This window comes from Pseudoalteromonas sp. McH1-42, from assembly GCF_022347845.1.
Classification (GTDB): Bacteria; Pseudomonadota; Gammaproteobacteria; order Enterobacterales; family Alteromonadaceae; genus Pseudoalteromonas; species Pseudoalteromonas rubra_D.
In genome coordinates this window covers 106,169-124,464 of the sequence record NZ_JAKRFU010000018.1, presented here as the reverse complement: position 1 = coordinate 124,464, position 18,296 = coordinate 106,169, and the positions used below count along the sequence as shown (strand labels likewise).

The window sequence follows — 18,296 nt, the reverse complement described above, 5'->3', positions numbered from 1 at the left end:
TAGGATGATCTGTGCCGGCACACAACTAAGCGCCAACTATGCCTAATGGCTTCGCACTTTGCCAGGCACCACGGGTAAAATCAGGAATGGTTACAGACTCACTGCGGTTTGCCACAGACAATGCTGACAAAGGCGAAATCACCGACCAGGCAGCACCATCATAGACATCCTGATCTAACGGTTCGCCATTTCTCAGACAGTAAATCATCCGCCAGAACATCAAAAAGTCCATGCCTCCATGACCCCCATTGCGCTCGGCTTCTGCACCCATTTTCAGCCACAGAGGGTGATCATATTTGGCATACCAGGTACTCATATCTTCATCCCAGTTATGAAAAGACCCTGTGCCGCCATGTTCTAGCGCAATGCGATTCGGGAACCCGGCAAACACCCCGTTGGTGCCCTGGATCAAATTATGTCGGGAGTAGGGGCGCGGCGTTGTGGTATCGTGCTGGATCATAATAGAACGCCCTTTGACCGTTTTTACCAAAGTCGTATTCATGTCACCGGCAACATATCGCCATTGATTACGCTGATGATCCGATGCAAATTCGCGCTGAGCATAGGCAGCCCGGCCCAGTGCCGGTGAACTCATGGAAGTCAGAAAATCAAATCGATCACCCCGGTTAATATTCATATACTGAGATACCGGCCCTAAGCCGTGAGTGGGATAGAGGTTGCCATTACGCTTAGTATGCCACTCTGTGCGCCAGGAGCCGGTTTTATGCTCCAGCTCTTTCATCTGCCAGCGCAGCTCATGAATATACGCAGCTTCACCGTGTAACAGTTCCCCAAACAGGCCCTGCCGTACCATGTTCAATACCATCAACTCATCACGACCGTAGTTGACGTTTTCCATCATCATACAGTTTTTCTGAGTCCGTTCTGCGGTATCAACCAATTGCCACATTTCTTCCACCGTCAGGGCCAGTGGCACTTCAACAAAGGCGTGTTTGCCGCTCTCCATGGTGTCGACTGCCATCGGCGCATGCCAACGCCAAGGTGTCGAAATAATAACGATGTCAATATCATCCCGGGCAAGCATTTCCCGATAAGCAAACTCTGACCCCTGATACAGGGCTGGGGCCTTCTCTCCCCGCTCTGTCAGATAATTCGCTGAACGCAGCAAAACTTCTTCATGCGTATCACATAAGGCAACGATTTCAGCGCCTTCAATATGGCTCATACGCTTCACATGGCCATAGCCACGTTGACCCACACCAATAAAACCAACACGAACAAGGTCCATCTTTGGTGCAATCAATCCAATGACTGATTTTCCCTGTCGCTCAGGCGTAGCCTGAACCGGATCGACTTTACTTTGTGCGCAGCCTGAAACGACTCCGGCAGCCGCGGCAACCCCCGCCGCCTTAAGAAAATCTCGGCGATTTAAATTTGTCATTATTATTGTCCTCGAAGATACTTCCTGTGCACGCTAACGGATTGTATCCTGGGTTGCAAAAGCGTTGCGATAAACAGAGATTTAATCGGTACAAATTTGTTCTCTGATACAAAAAAAGCGCCAAAAGGCGCTTTAACTTGTGAATCTAAAACGATTACAATTCTGCAATAATGGCATTCAGTTGAGCTTCTTTTGCAACAATGTCCTGATAGAGCGCAAACTGGTTTTGCGCTCGTTGCAAGTTATGCTCTGAATGCTTAATGGCAAAGTAATTGTCACCATCGAGATAATCGGTCAAAAATCGCAAACCTATCATAAATGGCATAACTTTCGCGCCAAGTATAAAGCTGTGCTTTTCGGTGCCTGTTAGACTGTCCGACAGCGGTCCCTTATATCCTTTCACCAACGCCGCAAAGATTTCTTCACGTACACGTACATTTGCCAGGTTAGTGGAATCTTCCGCCTCAGGAGAGCAGAACGTTCTGACCATGTCACCAAAGTCATACAACCAGTAGCCAGGCATACACGTATCCAGATCTATCACAGCACGTGCTTCATTTGACTCCGAGCAAAACAACATATTATTGATCTTGGTATCATTATGGCAGGCTCTCAACGGTAATTGTGCTTCAGCTTCTGCCACTTCCTGAGCAAGTGAAAATTGTGCCCGGCAAAATGCAATTTCTTCCTGGCACGAGGCTGCGCGACCCAGAGGATCCTGTTCGAGTGTTTCTTCAAACTTCTCAATACGCATAGCAAGGTTGTGGAAATTCGGGATCACATGGTGCAGCTGAGTCGCATCGAAATCATCCAGTGCCGCAGCAAACTGACCAAATGCATTGGCCGCAATTTTTGCTTTTGCTTCACTGTCGACCACGTCTTCACTATAACTGCCACCAATGAATTCCAATGCACGCCACACTTCATCTTCAACATGAACAAGATACTTTCCCTCTATGGTCGGTACATGGCGAATAATGGCGAGTTCATAGCCACCGTCATTGGCTTTGCTTGCTAAGTGCTGCTCGATTTTTCTGGCATTGGTGACTAATTGCTCAGGCTCTGGAAAAACACAGGTATTGAGTTTTTGCACAACCAAAGCACGCTGCTTATTTTTCAGCAACATCGTTGTATTAATATGTCCATTACCGATCGGACGTAACGTAACAGATTCTCCCTGCAAGCCAAATTGCTGCGATAAGACCTCTGCAATTGCACGATTTTTCATTGTTACCTCATTGCCGCTCTCAATACGATGGCAGGTGATAGGTTCATCCGTGACGTAATTCATATAATAATCCTGAGACACTCTTTAATTCTTCTTTGTAGGTGATACCAAACCAGCGATCAGATGCACTATGCACCCTGACCTGAAGCAGACCTTGTTGAATACAACTTTGAATACAATCAGGCAAATAATACTCGCTTTTGACATCGCTGTCATAATTTTCTAGAAACAGGGAAAAGCCAATCTCTAGTTGCGTTAAGAGCGTCTGTGTAATGCCCCAACACGTCATTGAGGCCAGCGCAGTTTCTGGTAAAGCAGCGCGCTTGCCATCTGGTGCTACCCCGGATAACACCTCATTATTATGTTGAATATCCAGATATTCAACGACTTCGAGCAACCTGCCTTTATGAGTTTGGCATATTCCGCGATTTACGCCACCTTGTTGTGACAAAGTATGCCCAAGCGGATAGCCAACAATAGCCATATCTTCTTGCGCCGGCTCAGCGAAATGACCTACAAGCTGCTTATAAGCATCTGGGCCGTAATAGTCATCCGCAGTAATCACAATCGCATCACCTGGTATCGCGGACTTTGCACACAATAACGCATGCCCGGTTCCCCACGGTTTTTCTCGCAATAACGCATTCCCGGCAAAACGCGGGGGCACGTTATCGACGGCTTGCTCAATTAAGTCGACTTGTAATCCGTCAGGTAACCGCGGCAAGATCTGTTGCTCTATCAAAGGGCGAACCTGATGGTTAATCACCAGCACAACATGACGCACACCGGCTGCATATGCGTCCTGAATGCTCAGCTCCATAATGGTACAGTTGAAGTCCGGCAGTATCGCTATCTGCTTGTTACCACCAAACCGGGTACCCAAGCCTGCTGCCAGGACAACCAAAGTCGGGCTTCTCCTTTGGTACATAGATAATGTCCAGCCACTCAAAAATTAAACGGCTAGTGTACATAGCTTCGACATAAATTAAAAGCCGTTGTAAAAAGTGAGATAACAGGTACTTGATGGCTGTGCTGATTTCAGCCAAAAGAGTGGACAATAAGAAATTGATATAAGTGAATAAATTTAATTTTTTTTGCGAATAAAGCTGAAGCTCTATTCGCATCATACTCACATCAGCATGGTAACAGTTCCATATAACGGAACAATTAATCTTAAAATTTCTGACACAGATATTTACTTTCCAGGAACTCCTGTAAGCCGTCTTTGGCTCCCTCTCTTCCCAACCCGGATTGCTTCACGCCTCCGAATGGCGCAACAGGGTTTGAAATCGCCCCTTCGTTGACCCCAACCATGCCATATTCAAGTGCCATAGACACCCGATGGATTTGCGACACATCCTGAGAATAAAAGTAAGCAGCCAGCCCTTCATTGACGCTATTTGCCTGACGCACCACGGTGTGCTCATCCGAGAACGCTATGATACTCACAACCGGTGCAAAAATTTCCTGATGATAAATATCCATCTCCTCAGTGATCCCCTGTAGCACAGTTGGAGCCATAAAATGACCAACACAAGGTGCCCCCTGATAGATCTGTTTAGCACCTCGAGCGAGCGCATCATCAACCAATTGCTGTGCTTTGTCTTTGGCCTTGCGATTGATCAATGGGCCAATATCGGTGTCCGGCGCTAAGCCGTCACCAACAACCAACTGAGCAACTTCATCAACCAAGGTTGCTGTAAACGCTTCTTGGACATCGCGATGGACGAAAACTCGATTAGCCGCTACGCAGGTTTGCCCGCCGTTTCTGAATTTAGCCACCATCAAGCCCGCAACGGCTTCTCGCACGTCAGCGCTGGAAAAAACAATGAAAGGCGCATTCCCGCCAAGCTCCATTGACGTGCGTTTAACCGTATCCGCACTGAGCGCCAGCAGCTTTTTACCTACCGCAGTCGACCCCGTAAAGGTCAGCTTTCGCACCTCTGGACTTGCCAACAAAGGAGCAACCAACGTCTCTGCATCGTCTGTCACCAGAACCTGAAATGCCGCGCTTTCAAATCCCGCCTCCAACGCCAGCTTTGCCAGAGCAATGGCACTCAACGGGGTTTCTTCAGAAGGTTTTAGAATAAATGGACAACCCGCAGCATAAGCCGGTGCCACCTTACGCGTGATCATAGCCAGGGGAAAGTTCCAGGGTGTGATCCCCAGTACGACACCGATCGGTTGTTTAATGGTTGTAAGTTGGTGATGAGGACTATGTGATGGGATCACCTCACCATAAGCGCGCCGAGCTTCCTCAGCAAACCACTGAACAAACCCTGCGGCATATCTGACTTCTGCGACGGCCTCTTTGAGCGGTTTACCCTGCTCTTTGCTCATCAGCTCTGCAAGCGCAGCTTCATTATCTAAAATAAGCTGATACCAGCGTTCCAGGACCGCTGCGCGCTGTTGTGACGTGCGCTGCTTAAGGGTGTCAAAACAGGCCTGCGCTGCATTCAGCGCTTGCTCGGCCGCTGACTGATCTGCTATTGAAACCGTAGCAATGGGCAATTCATTTGCGGGGTTAACAACCGTTAACTGCCGCGGTGATTGCCAGGGACTGCCATTAATCCAGCTATGCGCTTGTTCGGTGTTATGCGTCATACCTGCACTCCTTACATAACTGAACAGGGCCGCATAATGCGGCCCTGTGATAACAACGATTAGTGTTCTTCGTTGACAATATTAAGGTTGTACTTGGGTATTTCCACAACCAGATCTTCGTCGGCAATCACTGCCTGACAGCCCAGTCGGGACTCCGCTTCCAGACCCCAGGCCTTATCCAGCATGTCATCTTCCAGTTCATCACTCTCTTCAAGCGAATCAAACCCTTCACGAATAACCACGTGACAGGTCGTACAGGCACATGATTTCTCACAGGCATGAGGAATACTGATGCCATTTTTCAGCGCCACATCCAGTACCGTTTTGCCAGATTCAGCTTCAATGGCTGCGCCCTCCGGACAAAGCTCTTCGTGTGGTAAAAAGATAATCTGTGGCATATTACACCTCGTCTACCGACTGACCTTGCAGTGCGTGTTTAATTGATACATCCATACGGCGTGATGCAAACTCACCGCTTGCCTCATCCACCTGTTCGATTGCCGCTTTGATCGCTTGTGGATCGGTGGCAGTTAGTCGTGCTTTATCAAGCTCAGCCATCGCAGCGCGTAATGCGCTCAGCTCTTGCTCATTAAGTAGGTTACTGTCGGTCGCCAACGACGCTTCCAGTGCTTCGAGTACACGCAATGCTTCAACCTGCTGCTCTTTAAGCATACGCGCCTGCATGTCTTCTTTGGCATTACTCATTGAATCTTTCAACATTTGTGCAACCTGATCGTCGCTCAGGCCGAACGACGGCTTAACCTGGATCTCAGCCTGTACTTCTGTTGATTTTTCCATGGCTGAAACGCTCAGCAGGCCATCCGCATCCACTTTAAATGTGACACGAATATGCGCTGCACCCGCTGCCATAGGGGGAATGCCTTTGAGGCTAAATTTAGCCAAAGAGCGACAGTCATCAACCAGCTCACGCTCACCCTGCAACACATGCAAAGACATGGCTGTCTGACCATCCTTAAAAGTCGTAAACTCCTGCGCACGGGCAACCGGGATAGTGGTATTACGCGGAATGATCTTCTCAACCAGACCGCCCATGGTCTCAAGGCCTAACGACAATGGCAAAACATCCAGTAATAGCATATCTGAATCGGGCTTGTTGCCCACCAGAATATCCGCCTGGATTGCCGCACCTAAGGCCACTACCCGATCTGGGTCAATGGAAGTTAAAGGCGGCTTAGTAAAGAAGGTTTCAACGGCATCGCGGATCACCGGCATGCGAGTTGAACCACCAACCATCACCACTTCCAATACTTCTTCTTTTTCAACGCCGGCATCTTTCAAGGCACGACGACATGAACGCAGAGTTTTCTTAACCAGGGCATCTGCCAATTCGGCAAACTGATCACGAGTAATGGTTACGGTGAATTCCTGTTCGCGAACAGGGAGTTTCACATTCACCGTTTCATAGCTGGTCAACGCTTCTTTGCAGGCCTTCGCTTTATTGATAAACAAACGTAGTTCTTTAGCGGAAAGATCCGTTAACCCGGTTTGCTGTTGAAAAACAGCGACCAAAAGCGCATCAAAGTCATCACCACCCAGGCTTGAATCACCACCCGTTGCCAGTACTTCGAAGACCCCTTTGTTCAGACGCAGAATAGAAATATCAAAGGTACCACCACCCAAGTCATAAACCGCAATGATCCCTTCCTGACCTGAGTCCAGACCATACGCCACTGCCGCAGCAGTAGGCTCATTAAGCAAACGCAGTACTTTCAGACCTGCAATTTCAGCGGCATCTTTGGTGCTCTGGCGCTGCGCATCATCGAAGTAGGCAGGCACAGTGATCACTGCCCCCATCACGTCTTCTCCAGCGAAACTCTCAACGGCGCGCTGATGAAGTGATTTTAGTATCTCGGCCGATGCCTGCACCGGGCTGATTGGCCCTGCACTAGTTTGAACCGCCAGGCTGCCCTGATGCTCAACAAAGGTGTAAGGCAACTGACCATAACTACTGGTTATGTCTTGCGCCGTTTTACCCAAAAAGCGTTTCACTGAAATCAGGGTGTTTTCCGGGTCCAGTGCAGCTTCCTGCTGTGCCGTCTTGCCGACGCTGATCTGCTCACCATGATAACGAACGACCGATGGCAACATCGCATCGCCATTGAGGTCACTAAGGGTTCTGGCCTCGCCACTTTGAACCGTAGCAACCAAAGAGTTGGTGGTGCCCAGGTCGATCCCGATGGCCAGTTTATGTTCATGAGGTGCCGCGCTCTGCCCCGGCTCAGCAATTTGCAATAATGCCATAATGCTCTTTCACTTTGGTGAAGCTGGTTGTCGCTGTACTATGCAGCAACAACGCATGAATCAGTCGAATAGGCTGTCTTCTATCCGAGATAGCTCGTCTTTCAACTTATAAACAAACTTGAGTTTGCGAATGTGATCCGCCGCGCGCTGCAAAGCCGCTTCGTCTTGACTAACCAACAGCTCACCCAGACCAGCACTGTATTGCCGCTCCAATTGTCTGGCCTGCGCTTCAAAGGATTCGATTTCTGCTTCTGGATCGGTACTGTGTGCTATGTCTTCCAGTGCCTCGCGCAGCTCCATTTGCTGCATCAAAAATGCCGGATCTTGCAAGGTTTGTTGCTCAGCACGTATATCAACACCACGCTCGCTCAACATGTACTCAGCGCGCTTTACTGGGTGTTTCAATACCGCCAGGGCATCATTGATCTCAGCCGTTTTTTGCACCGCCAACAGTTTTTCTCGCTCACCCAGATGGGCAAACTTATCGGGGTGAACGGCGCGTTGCAGATCCAAATAACGCTGGTTCAAAGCTGCCAGGTCAACCTGATAGCTGACCGGTAAATCGAATAAGTCAAAATATCGCATACGCATCCAATACAGCAAAGCCCTACCAAGGCAGGGCTTTAGAGTTGTTAGTCACAAAAGAGATTATACGGTGAAACTTTCGCCGCAGCCACACTCGTCCTTTTGATTCGGGTTAATGAACTTAAACCCTTCGTTCAAACCTTCTTTCGTGTAGTCCAGCTCAGTGCCGTCGATATAAACCAGACTTTTAGCATCGACGATGATTTTGACGCCCCTTTCTTCAAAAACTTCATCGCCTTCGTCCAGTTCATCCACAAACTCAAGTACATAGGCAAGACCTGAACAGCCGGTCGTTTTAATGCCGACTCTCAGCCCGATGCCTTTACCTCGGTTGGCCAAAAAAGTCTGTACTCGGCCTGCTGCCGACTCTGTCAGTGTCACTGCCATAGTTATCTCTTACTTCGCCTGTTTACTCTTGTAGTCTGCAATTGCAGCCTGAATTGCATCTTCTGCCAGAATTGAGCAGTGGATCTTCACTGGCGGCAACTCTAACTCAGCACTGATGTCGGTGTTCTTGATTTCACCTGCTTCATCAAGTGTCTTGCCTTTCACCCACTCAGTAACCAGCGATGATGATGCGATAGCACTACCACAGCCGTAGGTTTTGAACTTTGCATCTTCGATGATGCCTTCACCTGATACTTTGATCTGTAGCTTCATCACGTCGCCACATGCCGGCGCGCCAACCATACCCGTTGCGACACTCGGATCGTTCTTGTCTAATGAACCAACGTTACGTGGGTTTTCCACGTGATCAATTACTTTGTTACTGTACGCCATAATTCTTTCCTCACTACCTGCCTATAGTATTAACTTGCTATACACGGATTTGCTTAATGGTGTGCCCATTCAACTGCATCTAAGTCAACGCCATCTTTGAACATTTCCCACAGCGGTGACATCTCACGCAAACGACCAATCGAGTCTTTGATGAGCTTAACGGTATAATCGATTTCTTCTTCAGTGGTAAAACGGCCGATGCTGAAGCGGATTGAACTGTGTGCCAGTTCATCATTGCGGCCCAGTGCGCGCAACACGTAAGACGGCTCGAGGCTCGCTGATGTACATGCAGAACCCGATGATACAGCAATGTCTTTAACCGCCATCAGCAATGACTCACCTTCAACAAAGTTGAAGCTCAGGTTGACAATACCTGGCACTGATTGGTCAATAGCACCATTGAAATACACTTCTTCCATATCCATCACGCCGTCCAGCAAACGCTTACGCAGCGTACTGATGTGGGCATGATCTTTTTCGAAATCTTCTTTGGCAACACGGAAAGCCGAGCCCATGCCCACGATTTGGTGGGTTGCCAGTGTACCTGAGCGCATACCACGCTCATGACCACCACCGTGCATTTGCGCTTCTAAACGTGCACGCGGTTTACGACGTACATACAGTGCGCCAATCCCTTTAGGGCCATACACTTTGTGGCCAGAGAAAGACATAAAGTCGACTTTCAGCTGTTGCAGGTCGATCTGTACTTTACCGGCACTTTGCGCGGCATCAACATGGAACATAATTTTGCGCTCGCGGCACATCTCACCGATGGTGGCGATATCCTGAATCACACCCAGCTCGTTGTTAACATGCATAATGCTGATCAGAATGGTGTCTTCGCGAATTGCGGCTTCCAGCTTTTTCAGATCCAGTAAACCATTTTCTTCGACTTCCATATACGTGACTTCGAAGCCCTGACGCTCTAATTCACGACAAGTGTCCAGCACTGCTTTGTGCTCGGTTTTCACGGTAATTACGTGCTTACCTTTCTTTTGATAGAAGTTAGCCGCACCTTTAATTGCCAGGTTGTTTGATTCGGTGGCCCCTGAAGTGAAAACAATTTCACGCGGATCAGCGTTGATTAAATCAGCGATATCGTTACGCGCCTGGTCAATCAGCTCTTCTGCCTGCCACCCAAAACGGTGCGAACGTGAGGCTGGATTACCAAAATTACCATCCATAGTCAGGCACTGCATCATCTCGTCTGCAACACGCTGATCAACCGGAGTGGTCGCTGCATAATCTAAATATATCGGTAATTTCATTTCTTTCTCCGCTAGACGCCAGTTTACAGCTGGCAACTCACTTGAATATTCTCTAATTGCTTCATTGCACTGTTAACCCCATTATCCTGACGCGTTGCAACAGACTGCACGTCGGAATTAGCGACTAACTCGGCGAGGGAAATACTGTTTAAAAACTCTTCAATACGCATACTTAAGTCTGACCACAATGTATGAGTAAGGCAGCGCATGCCGCTCTGGCAGCCGCCACCTTCTCCATGACATCGAGTCGCATCTACGGATTCATCGACCGCGGCGATCACATCGCCAACAGAAATAGTATGCGCGTCGCGGCCCAGCAAATAGCCGCCACCCGGTCCGCGAACAGAGCTCACTAAGCCATGTTTACGCAAACGGGCAAATAATTGTTCCAGGTATGACAGAGATATTTCCTGACGTTCGGAAATATCCGCCAGAGGCACGGGCCCAATATTTGCGTGTAGTGCGACGTCCAGCATCGCTGTCACTGCATATCTGCCTTTTGAAGTCAGTTTCATGCGTGCCCCCAGAAAAGTTATCAAGGCGCAAATTGTAATTACCTGACTAAGATAGTCAAGTATTAACCAACAACCAATCGCCCTGTGCTATGCGGATAACACGTAGGTAGGTACTTACCTAGTGTGTTCAATCTGCGCTTATCATAATACCTGACTAATTTCCTCAGGTATTATGGACATTGTAATTACCTGAGTATTTTAGTCAAGTATTTACGCATGAGATTATTGCAGCGCTTTGGTATATCTCATACCAAAACGCTAACCCCATCATTTTATTGATTTATTTATTGAGCTTAAAATACCGCGTAGGATGTTGAGCTCCTGATCTTCGGGACGAGCGCGGTTAAACAGGCGTTTTAGCTTGGTCATGACCATGCCTGGGTGCTGCTTAATGATAAAACCGGTGTCGTTCAGAGTAGACTCTAAATGCTCATAGAACAGTTCCATTTGCTGAGAAGTGGGATACTGTACGTCGTCCAGCTCAACAGGTTGCTCCTGGCGATCCAGATAAGTCATGCGGGTTTCATAAGCCAGTGTTTGCACCGCCATAGCCAGATTCAGTGAGCTGTACTCTGGATTTGCTGGAATACACACGTGGTAATTACACAGTTGCAACTCTTCGTTGGTAAGACCGCTGTTTTCACGACCAAACACCAATGCAACCGGGGTTTGCTCAGCACCATCTACCAGCTTTTGAGCACACTCACGCGGACCAACCATAGGCCAGGATAAAGTACGAGAACGCGCACTGGTGCCTATGGTTAAGGCACAGTCAGCAATGGCGTCTTCGAGTTTCTCTACCTGAACCGCATTGCCCAGCACATCAGTTGCACCGGCCGCCAGCGCGCTGGCATGGCTGTCTACCTCGCACGCAGGATCCACCAAATAGAGTTTCGATAACCCCATGGTTTTCATTGCGCGTGCAACCGAGCCGATATTGCCTGAATGGGAGGTATTTACCAATACAATGCGAATGTCTTCTAATGCCATGTCTTATGCCTCAGGAAAAAATAATGGCGGAGTTTAGCACAAACGCGAATTCGCCAGATAGTAAAATCCGGACCAGACGCACCTGAATAGTAAAGAGCCAGCTCAAGTGAAAACCTCGGCACACCACCTACCTCACATAAACTGGCTGAATTTAAATCACTTTCTCAATTTGGTTAAAAAAAGCACATCTTTTTTGACTAAGGGTTATTTACTTTGCAGCAAAAATCGCTAGAATACGCCGGCTCGAAATTTTTAGTTCTTTTACAATTCAAAGGTAATGCTATGCATCCAATGTTAAACATTGCGGTACGCGCTGCGCGTAACGCGGGTAAGGTGATTCTACGTGCTTGTGAAAACATGTCTCAGGTTGAGACTTCACAAAAAGGTTCAAACGACTTCGTAACAAACGTAGATAAAGAAGCGGAACTGGTTATCCGCGACACAATTTTGAAAGCCTACCCGGAGCATGCAATTGTCGGTGAAGAGCTTGGCCACACAGATGGCAAGCAAGCCGATTACCTTTGGGTTATTGACCCGCTTGATGGCACCACTAACTTCATCAAGGGCATTCCACACTTTGCTATTTCTATCGCGCTGAAAGTAAAAGGCCGCGTCGAACAAGCTGTTGTATACGATCCAATCCGTGATGAGCTGTTTACAGCGTCTCGCGGTCAGGGTGCACAATTGAACAGCAAACGTATTCGCGTTACTAAGAGTACTGAACTAGCAGGTTCTGTCCTGGCAACAGGCTTTCCGTTCAAACAAAAGCATCACCTGGACGCTTACACTGAAACCTTTAAAGCGCTGTTTATTCAAACCACTGATATCCGTCGCGCCGGTTCTGCGGCGTTGGACATGGCCTATGTTGCTGCGGGTCGTATCGACGGTTTCTACGAGATCGGTCTTAAGCCTTGGGATACAGCAGCGGGTGAACTACTGATTAAAGAAGCCGGTGGCATGCTGATGGACTTCGCTGGCGGTGCCAACTACAACAACAGTGGTAACATTGTGTGTGGTGCCCCTAAACTAATTTCACTTAATACCTGTTCAATTTGACGGAGCAAATATGACGCTAACTGTGTTAAAAATTTCTCATTTAGAACAACTAAATAGCAAAATTTTTGCCTAGTTATCGAACATATTTTCTCGCCTCAAAATAGAACACTTAATTAAGCAAATTGGTATTAAAAAACCCAAACAGTGTTTGGGTTTTTTTATATCTGACATTAAACCTGAGTTACTTAATTTCAACGCGGGCTGAGCGCATCACCACTTCATCATTCAGCTCAATGCCGATCCCTGGCGCTTCAGACACCTTAAACACGCCTTTTTCTGGCTGAGGATCCTGAAGACACAACTCACGGTTCCACTTCTTAATCGCATAAGTATGGTGCTCATGGATAAGGAAGTTAGGAATGGCCGTTTCCAGATGCAGTGAGGCAGCCGTTGCAACAGGTCCGCCACACACGTGCGCCTGAATGCGAATATCAAAAATATCGGCGTAATCACAGACCTTTTTGGTCTCGGTAAAGCCACCACATAAACCAATATCCGGCTGTAATACATCAATACTCTGATCTTCAAAATAAGGACGAACATCCCAGCGATTATACAAACGCTCACCACCGGCTATCGGCACCGCGGTTTTGTTGGCGACTTTAGCATGCAGTGAGTGGTTCAGATAATTGACCGGCTCTTCGTAATACATACAGTCAAATTCTTCTGCAATTTCTGCAATTTGAATTGCAGACGTGGCACCTGGCAAACTGTGGCATTCGAAAATGATATCCACTTCATCGCCCACGGCCTCGCGGATCGCCTGCATACGTGCCCGATACAGCTTCATTTCGCCGCGCGAGATCAATTTAGTGCGGTCGTAGTATGTATTGCCGTCTTTGTCGTACATGATAGGGTCGACTTTGACTGCATCATACCCTTCTGCCAGCGCTTTGTGTGCTGCCTCAGCATATTCGTGAGGCTGTACCAACGCTTTGAATTCACTGTCCCAGTCAAACTGCAATTGCGATGCGTAAGTACGCAGCTCATCATTCACTTTACCGCCCAGCAACTGATATACCGGTAGGTTCAATGCCTTACCTTTGATGTCCCACAAGGCAGTATCAATGGCACTCATGGCAGCATATACTACAGGTCCACCACCTAAGCCCCAGAAGCTCTCACGTAACATGCGAGCCCACAACATTTCGGTCTGAAATGGGTCATGGCCAATTAAAAACGCTTCTGCCATTTCTTTGATCATGGCTGCAGCGGCACTGTGTCCCAGGTCGTAGGCCAGGCCCGCTTCACCCACACCTGAAATACCTTCATCGGTGTGGATGCGAACAAAAACCGGGGTCCAGGCAGGTCTGTCCGGACAGTGAATATCAAACACTTCGACGCGATTAACTTTCATTTTGACTCCTATTCGGCAAAGCCAGGATCCAGGCGGTATGCCTTTCTCAACATGGCGGGCCAGGCTAATTGGCCACCGGTGCTACCACTGTGCACCACTTTTGCCTGATTATAAATATTGTCCTGAATGGGCTGCGGCACTTCAATCGCCGAACGACCGGTCGCCTGGATCGCAACCTGGATCTCACAGGCACGTTGCAGATCATAGAAACGCATAAAGGCATCGCCGACCGTCGGCCCCACCGTTAAACCCCCATGGTTAACCAAGAGCATGTGGTTGGTAGTACCCAGATCATTCTGTAAGCGCGCTTTTTCAGCCTCATTCACGGCCAGGCCTTCATATTCGTGATAAGACAACGAAGGCAGCGAAAACATGCTGTGCTGACTAAGCGGCAACAGGCCCCCTTCCAGGCTCGCAACGGCAATGGTTTCTTTGGTATGCAGATGGATCACACAATGGGCATCTTCTCGTACTTCATGAATGGCACTGTGAATGGTAAAACCGGCCGGGTTTATTTCAAAAGGCGTGTCGTCCAGAATGTTGCCTTGCAGGTCGACTTTCACCAAGTTAGAAGCGGTAACCTCATCAAAACTCAGTCCAAATGCATTCACCAGATAGTGATCTGTGCCTGGTAAACGGGCAGACATGTGTGTATAGATCAGGTCGCCCCAGCGAAAATGCTCAACAAGACGATAGCACGCCGCCAAATCAACACGCAGTCGCCACTCTTGCTCACTGACTTTGTCTTTAAGATTGAGTTTCGGCAATTCAAACATGGCTGTTCCTTTTGTTATAAAGCCCAATATAATTTGGATGTATAGAAGTCTAAAACACTCATCTCCGGGATGCAATGATTCAATCCGGGAGAAAGCATAATCGTCGATGTGGATCAAAAAACCACCGGCAAGCGGTGGTTTTTTTTAATGTTGCCAGCCTACTATAGTTTAGACAGGTAATCGGCAATGGCTTCCAGCTCTGCGTCAGACACGTTTGCAGTCATGGCTTTCATGGCTGCTGACATGCCATTGCTGCGCGCGCCAGATTTGATGTCTTTCATCTGAGCCAGCAAATATTCTTTATTCTGGCCAGCCAGTTTAGGATATAAAGGCATGATAGGTGCTTTACCTTCTGCGCCATGACACGTCTGACACATCTTCGCCGTGTATAAAGCCTTACCATCGGCAGCACTGGCTGTACCGGCAGAAAGGGCAGCAACGGCCAGACCACTGGCTAACATTAATTGTTTCATCTTGCTCATATCTTTTCTCTTCTAATATAACGGATCAATTCAAGTGTAGTCTATGCCGCACTGTTATCCATACGCCAATGACGGTGAGCATATGGGTGCAGCCAGGGTACCTACCAAATCAGATCATCAGGCACTTCGAAGTCTGCATAAGGATCGTCTTCGTCCTTATCACTCTGATCATCTTCCACGTGGAAGACAATGTACTTTTCATCGACTTCCGCAATCTTACGAGCAGGTTCATCCTGTAGCACGTAAAACTGGCCTTCAAGTACGCAAATCGCCAGTCGGCCTTTCGCCAAGGCTTGCTGCGTCTGAGCATTCACGTCCAGCTCTTTCACTTTGCTTTCGTAAGTAAAGTTGAAAGTCACATTGCCGCGAATCTCTTCCTGGTTATGGTGTTCCAAAATTTGCTTAACCCGGGCTACCTGTTCACGCTCTTTTAGCTCAGCCTGTTTAGCCTTATTCAGCTCTTCGGCTTTTTGCTGTTGTGCCTGTTTGGTTTGCTCAATGTGTTTTTGCAGATCACTGACGTCGCTGGTTGCACCTTTCTTTTTCTTTTTCTTCTGAGATTTGCGCTTTTCACTCTTCGCAATTTTCGCTTTGTGCTCGGTGGTCAGGCCCGCTTTCAAAAGTTGATCTTGTAGAGATCCCATAATGCCACTCCATAAATCTAGACTGACGCTATTTTAACGCAGTAGACGAATTTGACCACTGCTGCTGGCCGATACGGAAGAAAAATTTTATTAGCCAAAAATCTAGCAGAGTCTGAACTAAAAAATATGATTTACCGCAAGTTTTCTCTAATTGGCTTCGCAATTCCATTGTCTGACAGGCATAATTTGAGCGCTATTTGGTCATTGTGGATGCGATATGTCTCTGCCGCACTTATTGTTGTGCTCCATCGCCATTTTTTGCGTTTTATACGCACCCCAACCGTTGTTGTCGGTGTTTGCACACCAGTATCAGATAACACCAGCAAAATCTGGCATGCTCATGTCAGTAACTATGCTGCCACTGGCGATTGCCCCCATCTGCTACGGATTATTATTTACGAAACGTAATCCACTGAAGATCATTAAAGTGGTGATGCTACTGCTGGCACTGTGCTGCGTCGGGTTTGCGCTCAGCGGGCACTTTCAGTGGATGCTTGCAATACGCTTTGTTGAAGGGTTGCTACTCCCGGCAGCGCTGACCGCCATGACGGGATACCTGGGGCGCACCTATCAGCACACCCAACTCAAACGCACGATGAGCTGGTACATTGGCAGCACCATAGTTGGCGGCTATCTGGGTCGTACACTGGCTGCCAACTTTGCCGTATGGTTCAATTGGCAAAGTTTTTATCTGCTTAATGCTGTGACGCTTGTGTTGTTGGCATGGTGGATAAAACCGGCGCGTGCTCATGCGGTCAGTAGTCAGGCAAATCATCCACTGGCTTATCTCAAGCCCTTAAAGCAGGCAAATCTGTTGAGCCTCTATGGCGCGGTATTTTGCATGTTTTTTTGCTTTGCGGCGCTGCTCAACTACCTGCCTTTCATTCTCAGCAATGACTATCAGGTAAACGACCCTCGCCTGATTGGGTGGGTTTATACGGGATATCTGATCGGCGCGTGTTTGTCTCTGTCGACCCCACTACTGAGTAAGTTATCGACCTGTATGTGGCAGATCCTCAGTGGCCTGTTTGCTTTATACTGCCTGACCATTTTGGGCATGCTCTGGCATCACTTTTGGCTATTTCTAGTGCTGTTTACTGTGTTTTGCGCCTGCATGTTTATGATCCATGCCAGTGCAGCCCCCCTGGCCAATCAACTCAGTAAAGCCGAAGCCACTGTAACCAATGGCGCCTACGTGTCTTTTTACTATTGTGGCGGCGCGCTGGGCTCTTATCTGCCAGGCATCATTTATCAGCGCTGGGGGCTGGTTTATTTCCTGCTAACGCTGCTGTTTGTGTGTAGCGGTGGTTTGCTGCTGGTGTGGCGGAATTATAGCCGAACACAGCCGAATAAAGTGGGCCTGGCACACAAATCGTCGTAGCCAGGGTCACACTGTCACGACCCGTTCTGGTACGGTCAGCCACACAGGTTGATGACCAGTATGCTGCCAGAAGCGCGTTAGATCTACTAAAGACAGCACCCAGGTCTTGTCATTTTCGAAAGGGTGGCATTGCCACAGTACCGCGTCGCTCAGTGCCTCATCCAGCCATAACTGGACGTGTTGCTCTGGGTCATTGGCAACCGCCAGCGCAGAGACACAGCCTGGTTTTATCCCTAAATACTGCTGCAGCCGACTATCAGAAGCAAAGCCAAGCCGGGATAAATCTTGTTGTTTGGACAAAGCCTTGAGGTCAATTTGTTTATCTGCTGTGGTGATCAACAAAATATGTTGTCGGCCATAATTGTCGCGTAAAAAGAGGTTTTTAAGGCGTGTGCCGGTGCGTTCAAGTGCCAACTTGTCAGCATCCTGACAGGTTGCCAAAGGGGGATGCTGATAAGCCTGATAAATGATGTCCAACTTATGAAGCAACGCCGCCAATTGAGAGACTGTCAGCGTACTCATTGACAAATACCACGTAACTGCACGCTGCGGTCGCGCCAAAACACCTGCTCTATCTTGTAGCCGGACTCACAGTAATGGGCATCACTGAGTGCTTTTTTAAGCCTGACAACGGCTTCGTCTTCCAATTTGAGTTTCATCTCAGACGAGTCTTCGACCCTTTGCTGATCCGCAAAGCGTTTTAAGTCGCGCCGGGATACCGGCTTACTGGTATCCAAATTCATTTGTGGAGTGGCTTTAACCGTGACGACAAACGCAAACTCGTCCTGCCCTTTCGCATTAACGCGTTGATGTAGTTGTTGACTTTCGACTTCCAGAAGTGGCACCTCCGGTTTACTGCTACAAGCACTGAGCAGCAATACGGCACCAAGCAGTAGACTCGCACGTATCATAAATTTCTCTGTATTTTTTGCCCAGTGTATCAAAGCAACGCAGTTATTTGGCAAG

General features: G+C 48.2%; 20 protein-coding genes. 2 read left to right on the top strand and 18 right to left on the bottom strand.

Annotated elements, in window-relative coordinates; all coding sequences use genetic code 11:
* Positions 1-25: 25 nt before the first annotated feature.
* From MHN31_RS16565 to trmJ, 12 genes are all read right to left on the bottom strand, one after another.
* Complete coding sequence (locus tag MHN31_RS16565; protein ID WP_125560728.1) at positions 26-1,402, bottom strand: Gfo/Idh/MocA family oxidoreductase; 1,377 nt, start codon at positions 1,400-1,402, stop codon at positions 26-28.
* A 154-nt stretch (positions 1,403-1,556) separates the two neighbouring features.
* Positions 1,557-2,630, bottom strand: coding sequence for an aminoglycoside phosphotransferase family protein (locus tag MHN31_RS16560; RefSeq protein WP_239444832.1), 1,074 nt, complete (start codon positions 2,628-2,630; stop codon positions 1,557-1,559).
* A gap of 43 nt (positions 2,631-2,673) precedes the next feature.
* Positions 2,674-3,558 carry an NTP transferase domain-containing protein gene (locus tag MHN31_RS16555; protein WP_138538737.1) on the bottom strand — a complete coding sequence of 295 codons (885 nt, stop codon included), beginning with the start codon at positions 3,556-3,558 and terminating at the stop codon, positions 2,674-2,676.
* Between the two features lie 245 nt (positions 3,559-3,803).
* A complete protein-coding gene (locus MHN31_RS16550; RefSeq protein ID WP_239444808.1) occupies positions 3,804-5,234 on the bottom strand; it encodes an NAD-dependent succinate-semialdehyde dehydrogenase in 1,431 nt (476 codons plus the stop codon).
* Between the two features lie 59 nt (positions 5,235-5,293).
* Entirely contained in the window at positions 5,294-5,632 is a 339-nt protein-coding gene (fdx, locus tag MHN31_RS16545) for an ISC system 2Fe-2S type ferredoxin (RefSeq protein ID WP_010384025.1), read from the bottom strand.
* Between the two features lies 1 nt (position 5,633).
* A complete protein-coding gene (hscA, locus tag MHN31_RS16540; protein ID WP_125560733.1) occupies positions 5,634-7,496 on the bottom strand; it encodes a Fe-S protein assembly chaperone HscA in 1,863 nt (620 codons plus the stop codon).
* A 60-nt stretch (positions 7,497-7,556) separates the two neighbouring features.
* Complete coding sequence (hscB, locus tag MHN31_RS16535; RefSeq protein ID WP_138538734.1) at positions 7,557-8,081, bottom strand: co-chaperone HscB; 525 nt, start codon at positions 8,079-8,081, stop codon at positions 7,557-7,559.
* Between the two features lie 63 nt (positions 8,082-8,144).
* Positions 8,145-8,468 (bottom strand): iron-sulfur cluster assembly protein IscA, encoded by a 324-nt coding sequence (gene iscA / locus MHN31_RS16530; RefSeq protein ID WP_010384020.1) that lies wholly within the window; start codon positions 8,466-8,468, stop codon positions 8,145-8,147.
* A gap of 9 nt (positions 8,469-8,477) precedes the next feature.
* Complete coding sequence (iscU, locus tag MHN31_RS16525) at positions 8,478-8,861, bottom strand: Fe-S cluster assembly scaffold IscU (protein ID WP_010384017.1); 384 nt, start codon at positions 8,859-8,861, stop codon at positions 8,478-8,480.
* A 53-nt stretch (positions 8,862-8,914) separates the two neighbouring features.
* The gene (locus MHN31_RS16520; protein WP_010384016.1) at positions 8,915-10,129 is read right to left on the bottom strand and encodes an IscS subfamily cysteine desulfurase; all 1,215 of its coding nucleotides are present in this window, start codon (positions 10,127-10,129) and stop codon (positions 8,915-8,917) included.
* Positions 10,130-10,152: 23 nt separating this feature from the next.
* Positions 10,153-10,644 (bottom strand): Fe-S cluster assembly transcriptional regulator IscR, encoded by a 492-nt coding sequence (gene iscR, locus MHN31_RS16515; protein ID WP_010384014.1) that lies wholly within the window; start codon positions 10,642-10,644, stop codon positions 10,153-10,155.
* Between the two features lie 267 nt (positions 10,645-10,911).
* Positions 10,912-11,634 carry a tRNA (cytosine(32)/uridine(32)-2'-O)-methyltransferase TrmJ gene (gene trmJ, locus MHN31_RS16510; protein ID WP_058796290.1) on the bottom strand — a complete coding sequence of 241 codons (723 nt, stop codon included), beginning with the start codon at positions 11,632-11,634 and terminating at the stop codon, positions 10,912-10,914.
* Between the two features lie 282 nt (positions 11,635-11,916).
* Between trmJ and suhB the strand changes: the two genes are divergently transcribed.
* Positions 11,917-12,690 carry an inositol-1-monophosphatase gene (gene suhB, locus MHN31_RS16505; RefSeq protein ID WP_239444807.1) on the top strand — a complete coding sequence of 258 codons (774 nt, stop codon included), beginning with the start codon at positions 11,917-11,919 and terminating at the stop codon, positions 12,688-12,690.
* Between the two features lie 181 nt (positions 12,691-12,871).
* On the opposite strand, the gene MHN31_RS16500 is transcribed toward suhB, so the two are convergent.
* From MHN31_RS16500 to MHN31_RS16485, 4 genes are all read right to left on the bottom strand, one after another.
* Positions 12,872-14,047 carry a mandelate racemase/muconate lactonizing enzyme family protein gene (locus MHN31_RS16500; RefSeq protein WP_010384009.1) on the bottom strand — a complete coding sequence of 392 codons (1,176 nt, stop codon included), beginning with the start codon at positions 14,045-14,047 and terminating at the stop codon, positions 12,872-12,874.
* An 8-nt stretch (positions 14,048-14,055) separates the two neighbouring features.
* Complete coding sequence (locus MHN31_RS16495; RefSeq protein ID WP_125560739.1) at positions 14,056-14,823, bottom strand: class II aldolase/adducin family protein; 768 nt, start codon at positions 14,821-14,823, stop codon at positions 14,056-14,058.
* Between the two features lie 161 nt (positions 14,824-14,984).
* Positions 14,985-15,305: a c-type cytochrome gene (locus MHN31_RS16490; protein WP_010384005.1), complete on the bottom strand. Its 321-nt coding sequence runs from the start codon at positions 15,303-15,305 to the stop codon at positions 14,985-14,987.
* A gap of 101 nt (positions 15,306-15,406) precedes the next feature.
* On the bottom strand, positions 15,407-15,949 hold the full coding sequence (locus MHN31_RS16485; protein ID WP_125560743.1) for a DUF2058 domain-containing protein: 543 nt from the start codon (positions 15,947-15,949) through the stop codon (positions 15,407-15,409).
* A 217-nt stretch (positions 15,950-16,166) separates the two neighbouring features.
* Here MHN31_RS16485 and MHN31_RS16480 point away from each other — a divergent pair, with 217 nt between their 5' ends.
* A complete protein-coding gene (locus MHN31_RS16480) occupies positions 16,167-17,330 on the top strand; it encodes an MFS transporter (protein WP_239444806.1) in 1,164 nt (387 codons plus the stop codon).
* 6 nt (positions 17,331-17,336) lie between these two features.
* On the opposite strand, the gene MHN31_RS16475 is transcribed toward MHN31_RS16480, so the two are convergent.
* Both MHN31_RS16475 and MHN31_RS16470 read right to left on the bottom strand, forming a co-directional pair.
* Positions 17,337-17,852: a prolyl-tRNA synthetase associated domain-containing protein gene (locus MHN31_RS16475; protein ID WP_239444805.1), complete on the bottom strand. Its 516-nt coding sequence runs from the start codon at positions 17,850-17,852 to the stop codon at positions 17,337-17,339.
* Positions 17,849-18,241 (bottom strand): hypothetical protein, encoded by a 393-nt coding sequence (locus MHN31_RS16470; protein ID WP_125560747.1) that lies wholly within the window; start codon positions 18,239-18,241, stop codon positions 17,849-17,851. The genes MHN31_RS16475 and MHN31_RS16470 overlap by 4 nt, the downstream gene beginning before the upstream one ends.
* Positions 18,242-18,296: the final 55 nt, after the last annotated feature.

Bases quoted from the DNA above. Each gene is read 5' to 3' on its own strand.
- MHN31_RS16565 (WP_125560728.1), bottom strand. From the start codon at position 1,402: ATGACAAATTTAAATCGCCGAGATTTTCTTAAGGCGGCGGGGGTTGCC.
- MHN31_RS16560 (WP_239444832.1), bottom strand. From the start codon at position 2,630: ATGAAAAATCGTGCAATTGCAGAGGTCTTATCGCAGCAATTTGGCTTG.
- MHN31_RS16555 (WP_138538737.1), bottom strand. From the start codon at position 3,558: ATGTACCAAAGGAGAAGCCCGACTTTGGTTGTCCTGGCAGCAGGCTTG.
- MHN31_RS16550 (WP_239444808.1), bottom strand. From the start codon at position 5,234: ATGACGCATAACACCGAACAAGCGCATAGCTGGATTAATGGCAGTCCC.
- fdx (WP_010384025.1), bottom strand. From the start codon at position 5,632: ATGCCACAGATTATCTTTTTACCACACGAAGAGCTTTGTCCGGAGGGC.
- hscA (WP_125560733.1), bottom strand. From the start codon at position 7,496: ATGGCATTATTGCAAATTGCTGAGCCGGGGCAGAGCGCGGCACCTCAT.
- hscB (WP_138538734.1), bottom strand. From the start codon at position 8,081: ATGCGATATTTTGACTTATTCGATTTACCGGTCAGCTATCAGGTTGAC.
- iscA (WP_010384020.1), bottom strand. From the start codon at position 8,468: ATGGCAGTGACACTGACAGAGTCGGCAGCAGGCCGAGTACAGACTTTT.
- iscU (WP_010384017.1), bottom strand. From the start codon at position 8,861: ATGGCGTACAGTAACAAAGTAATTGATCACGTGGAAAACCCACGTAAC.
- MHN31_RS16520 (WP_010384016.1), bottom strand. From the start codon at position 10,129: ATGAAATTACCGATATATTTAGATTATGCAGCGACCACTCCGGTTGAT.
- iscR (WP_010384014.1), bottom strand. From the start codon at position 10,644: ATGAAACTGACTTCAAAAGGCAGATATGCAGTGACAGCGATGCTGGAC.
- trmJ (WP_058796290.1), bottom strand. From the start codon at position 11,634: ATGGCATTAGAAGACATTCGCATTGTATTGGTAAATACCTCCCATTCA.
- suhB (WP_239444807.1), top strand. From the start codon at position 11,917: ATGCATCCAATGTTAAACATTGCGGTACGCGCTGCGCGTAACGCGGGT.
- MHN31_RS16500 (WP_010384009.1), bottom strand. From the start codon at position 14,047: ATGAAAGTTAATCGCGTCGAAGTGTTTGATATTCACTGTCCGGACAGA.
- MHN31_RS16495 (WP_125560739.1), bottom strand. From the start codon at position 14,823: ATGTTTGAATTGCCGAAACTCAATCTTAAAGACAAAGTCAGTGAGCAA.
- MHN31_RS16490 (WP_010384005.1), bottom strand. From the start codon at position 15,305: ATGAGCAAGATGAAACAATTAATGTTAGCCAGTGGTCTGGCCGTTGCT.
- MHN31_RS16485 (WP_125560743.1), bottom strand. From the start codon at position 15,949: ATGGGATCTCTACAAGATCAACTTTTGAAAGCGGGCCTGACCACCGAG.
- MHN31_RS16480 (WP_239444806.1), top strand. From the start codon at position 16,167: ATGTCTCTGCCGCACTTATTGTTGTGCTCCATCGCCATTTTTTGCGTT.
- MHN31_RS16475 (WP_239444805.1), bottom strand. From the start codon at position 17,852: ATGAGTACGCTGACAGTCTCTCAATTGGCGGCGTTGCTTCATAAGTTG.
- MHN31_RS16470 (WP_125560747.1), bottom strand. From the start codon at position 18,241: ATGATACGTGCGAGTCTACTGCTTGGTGCCGTATTGCTGCTCAGTGCT.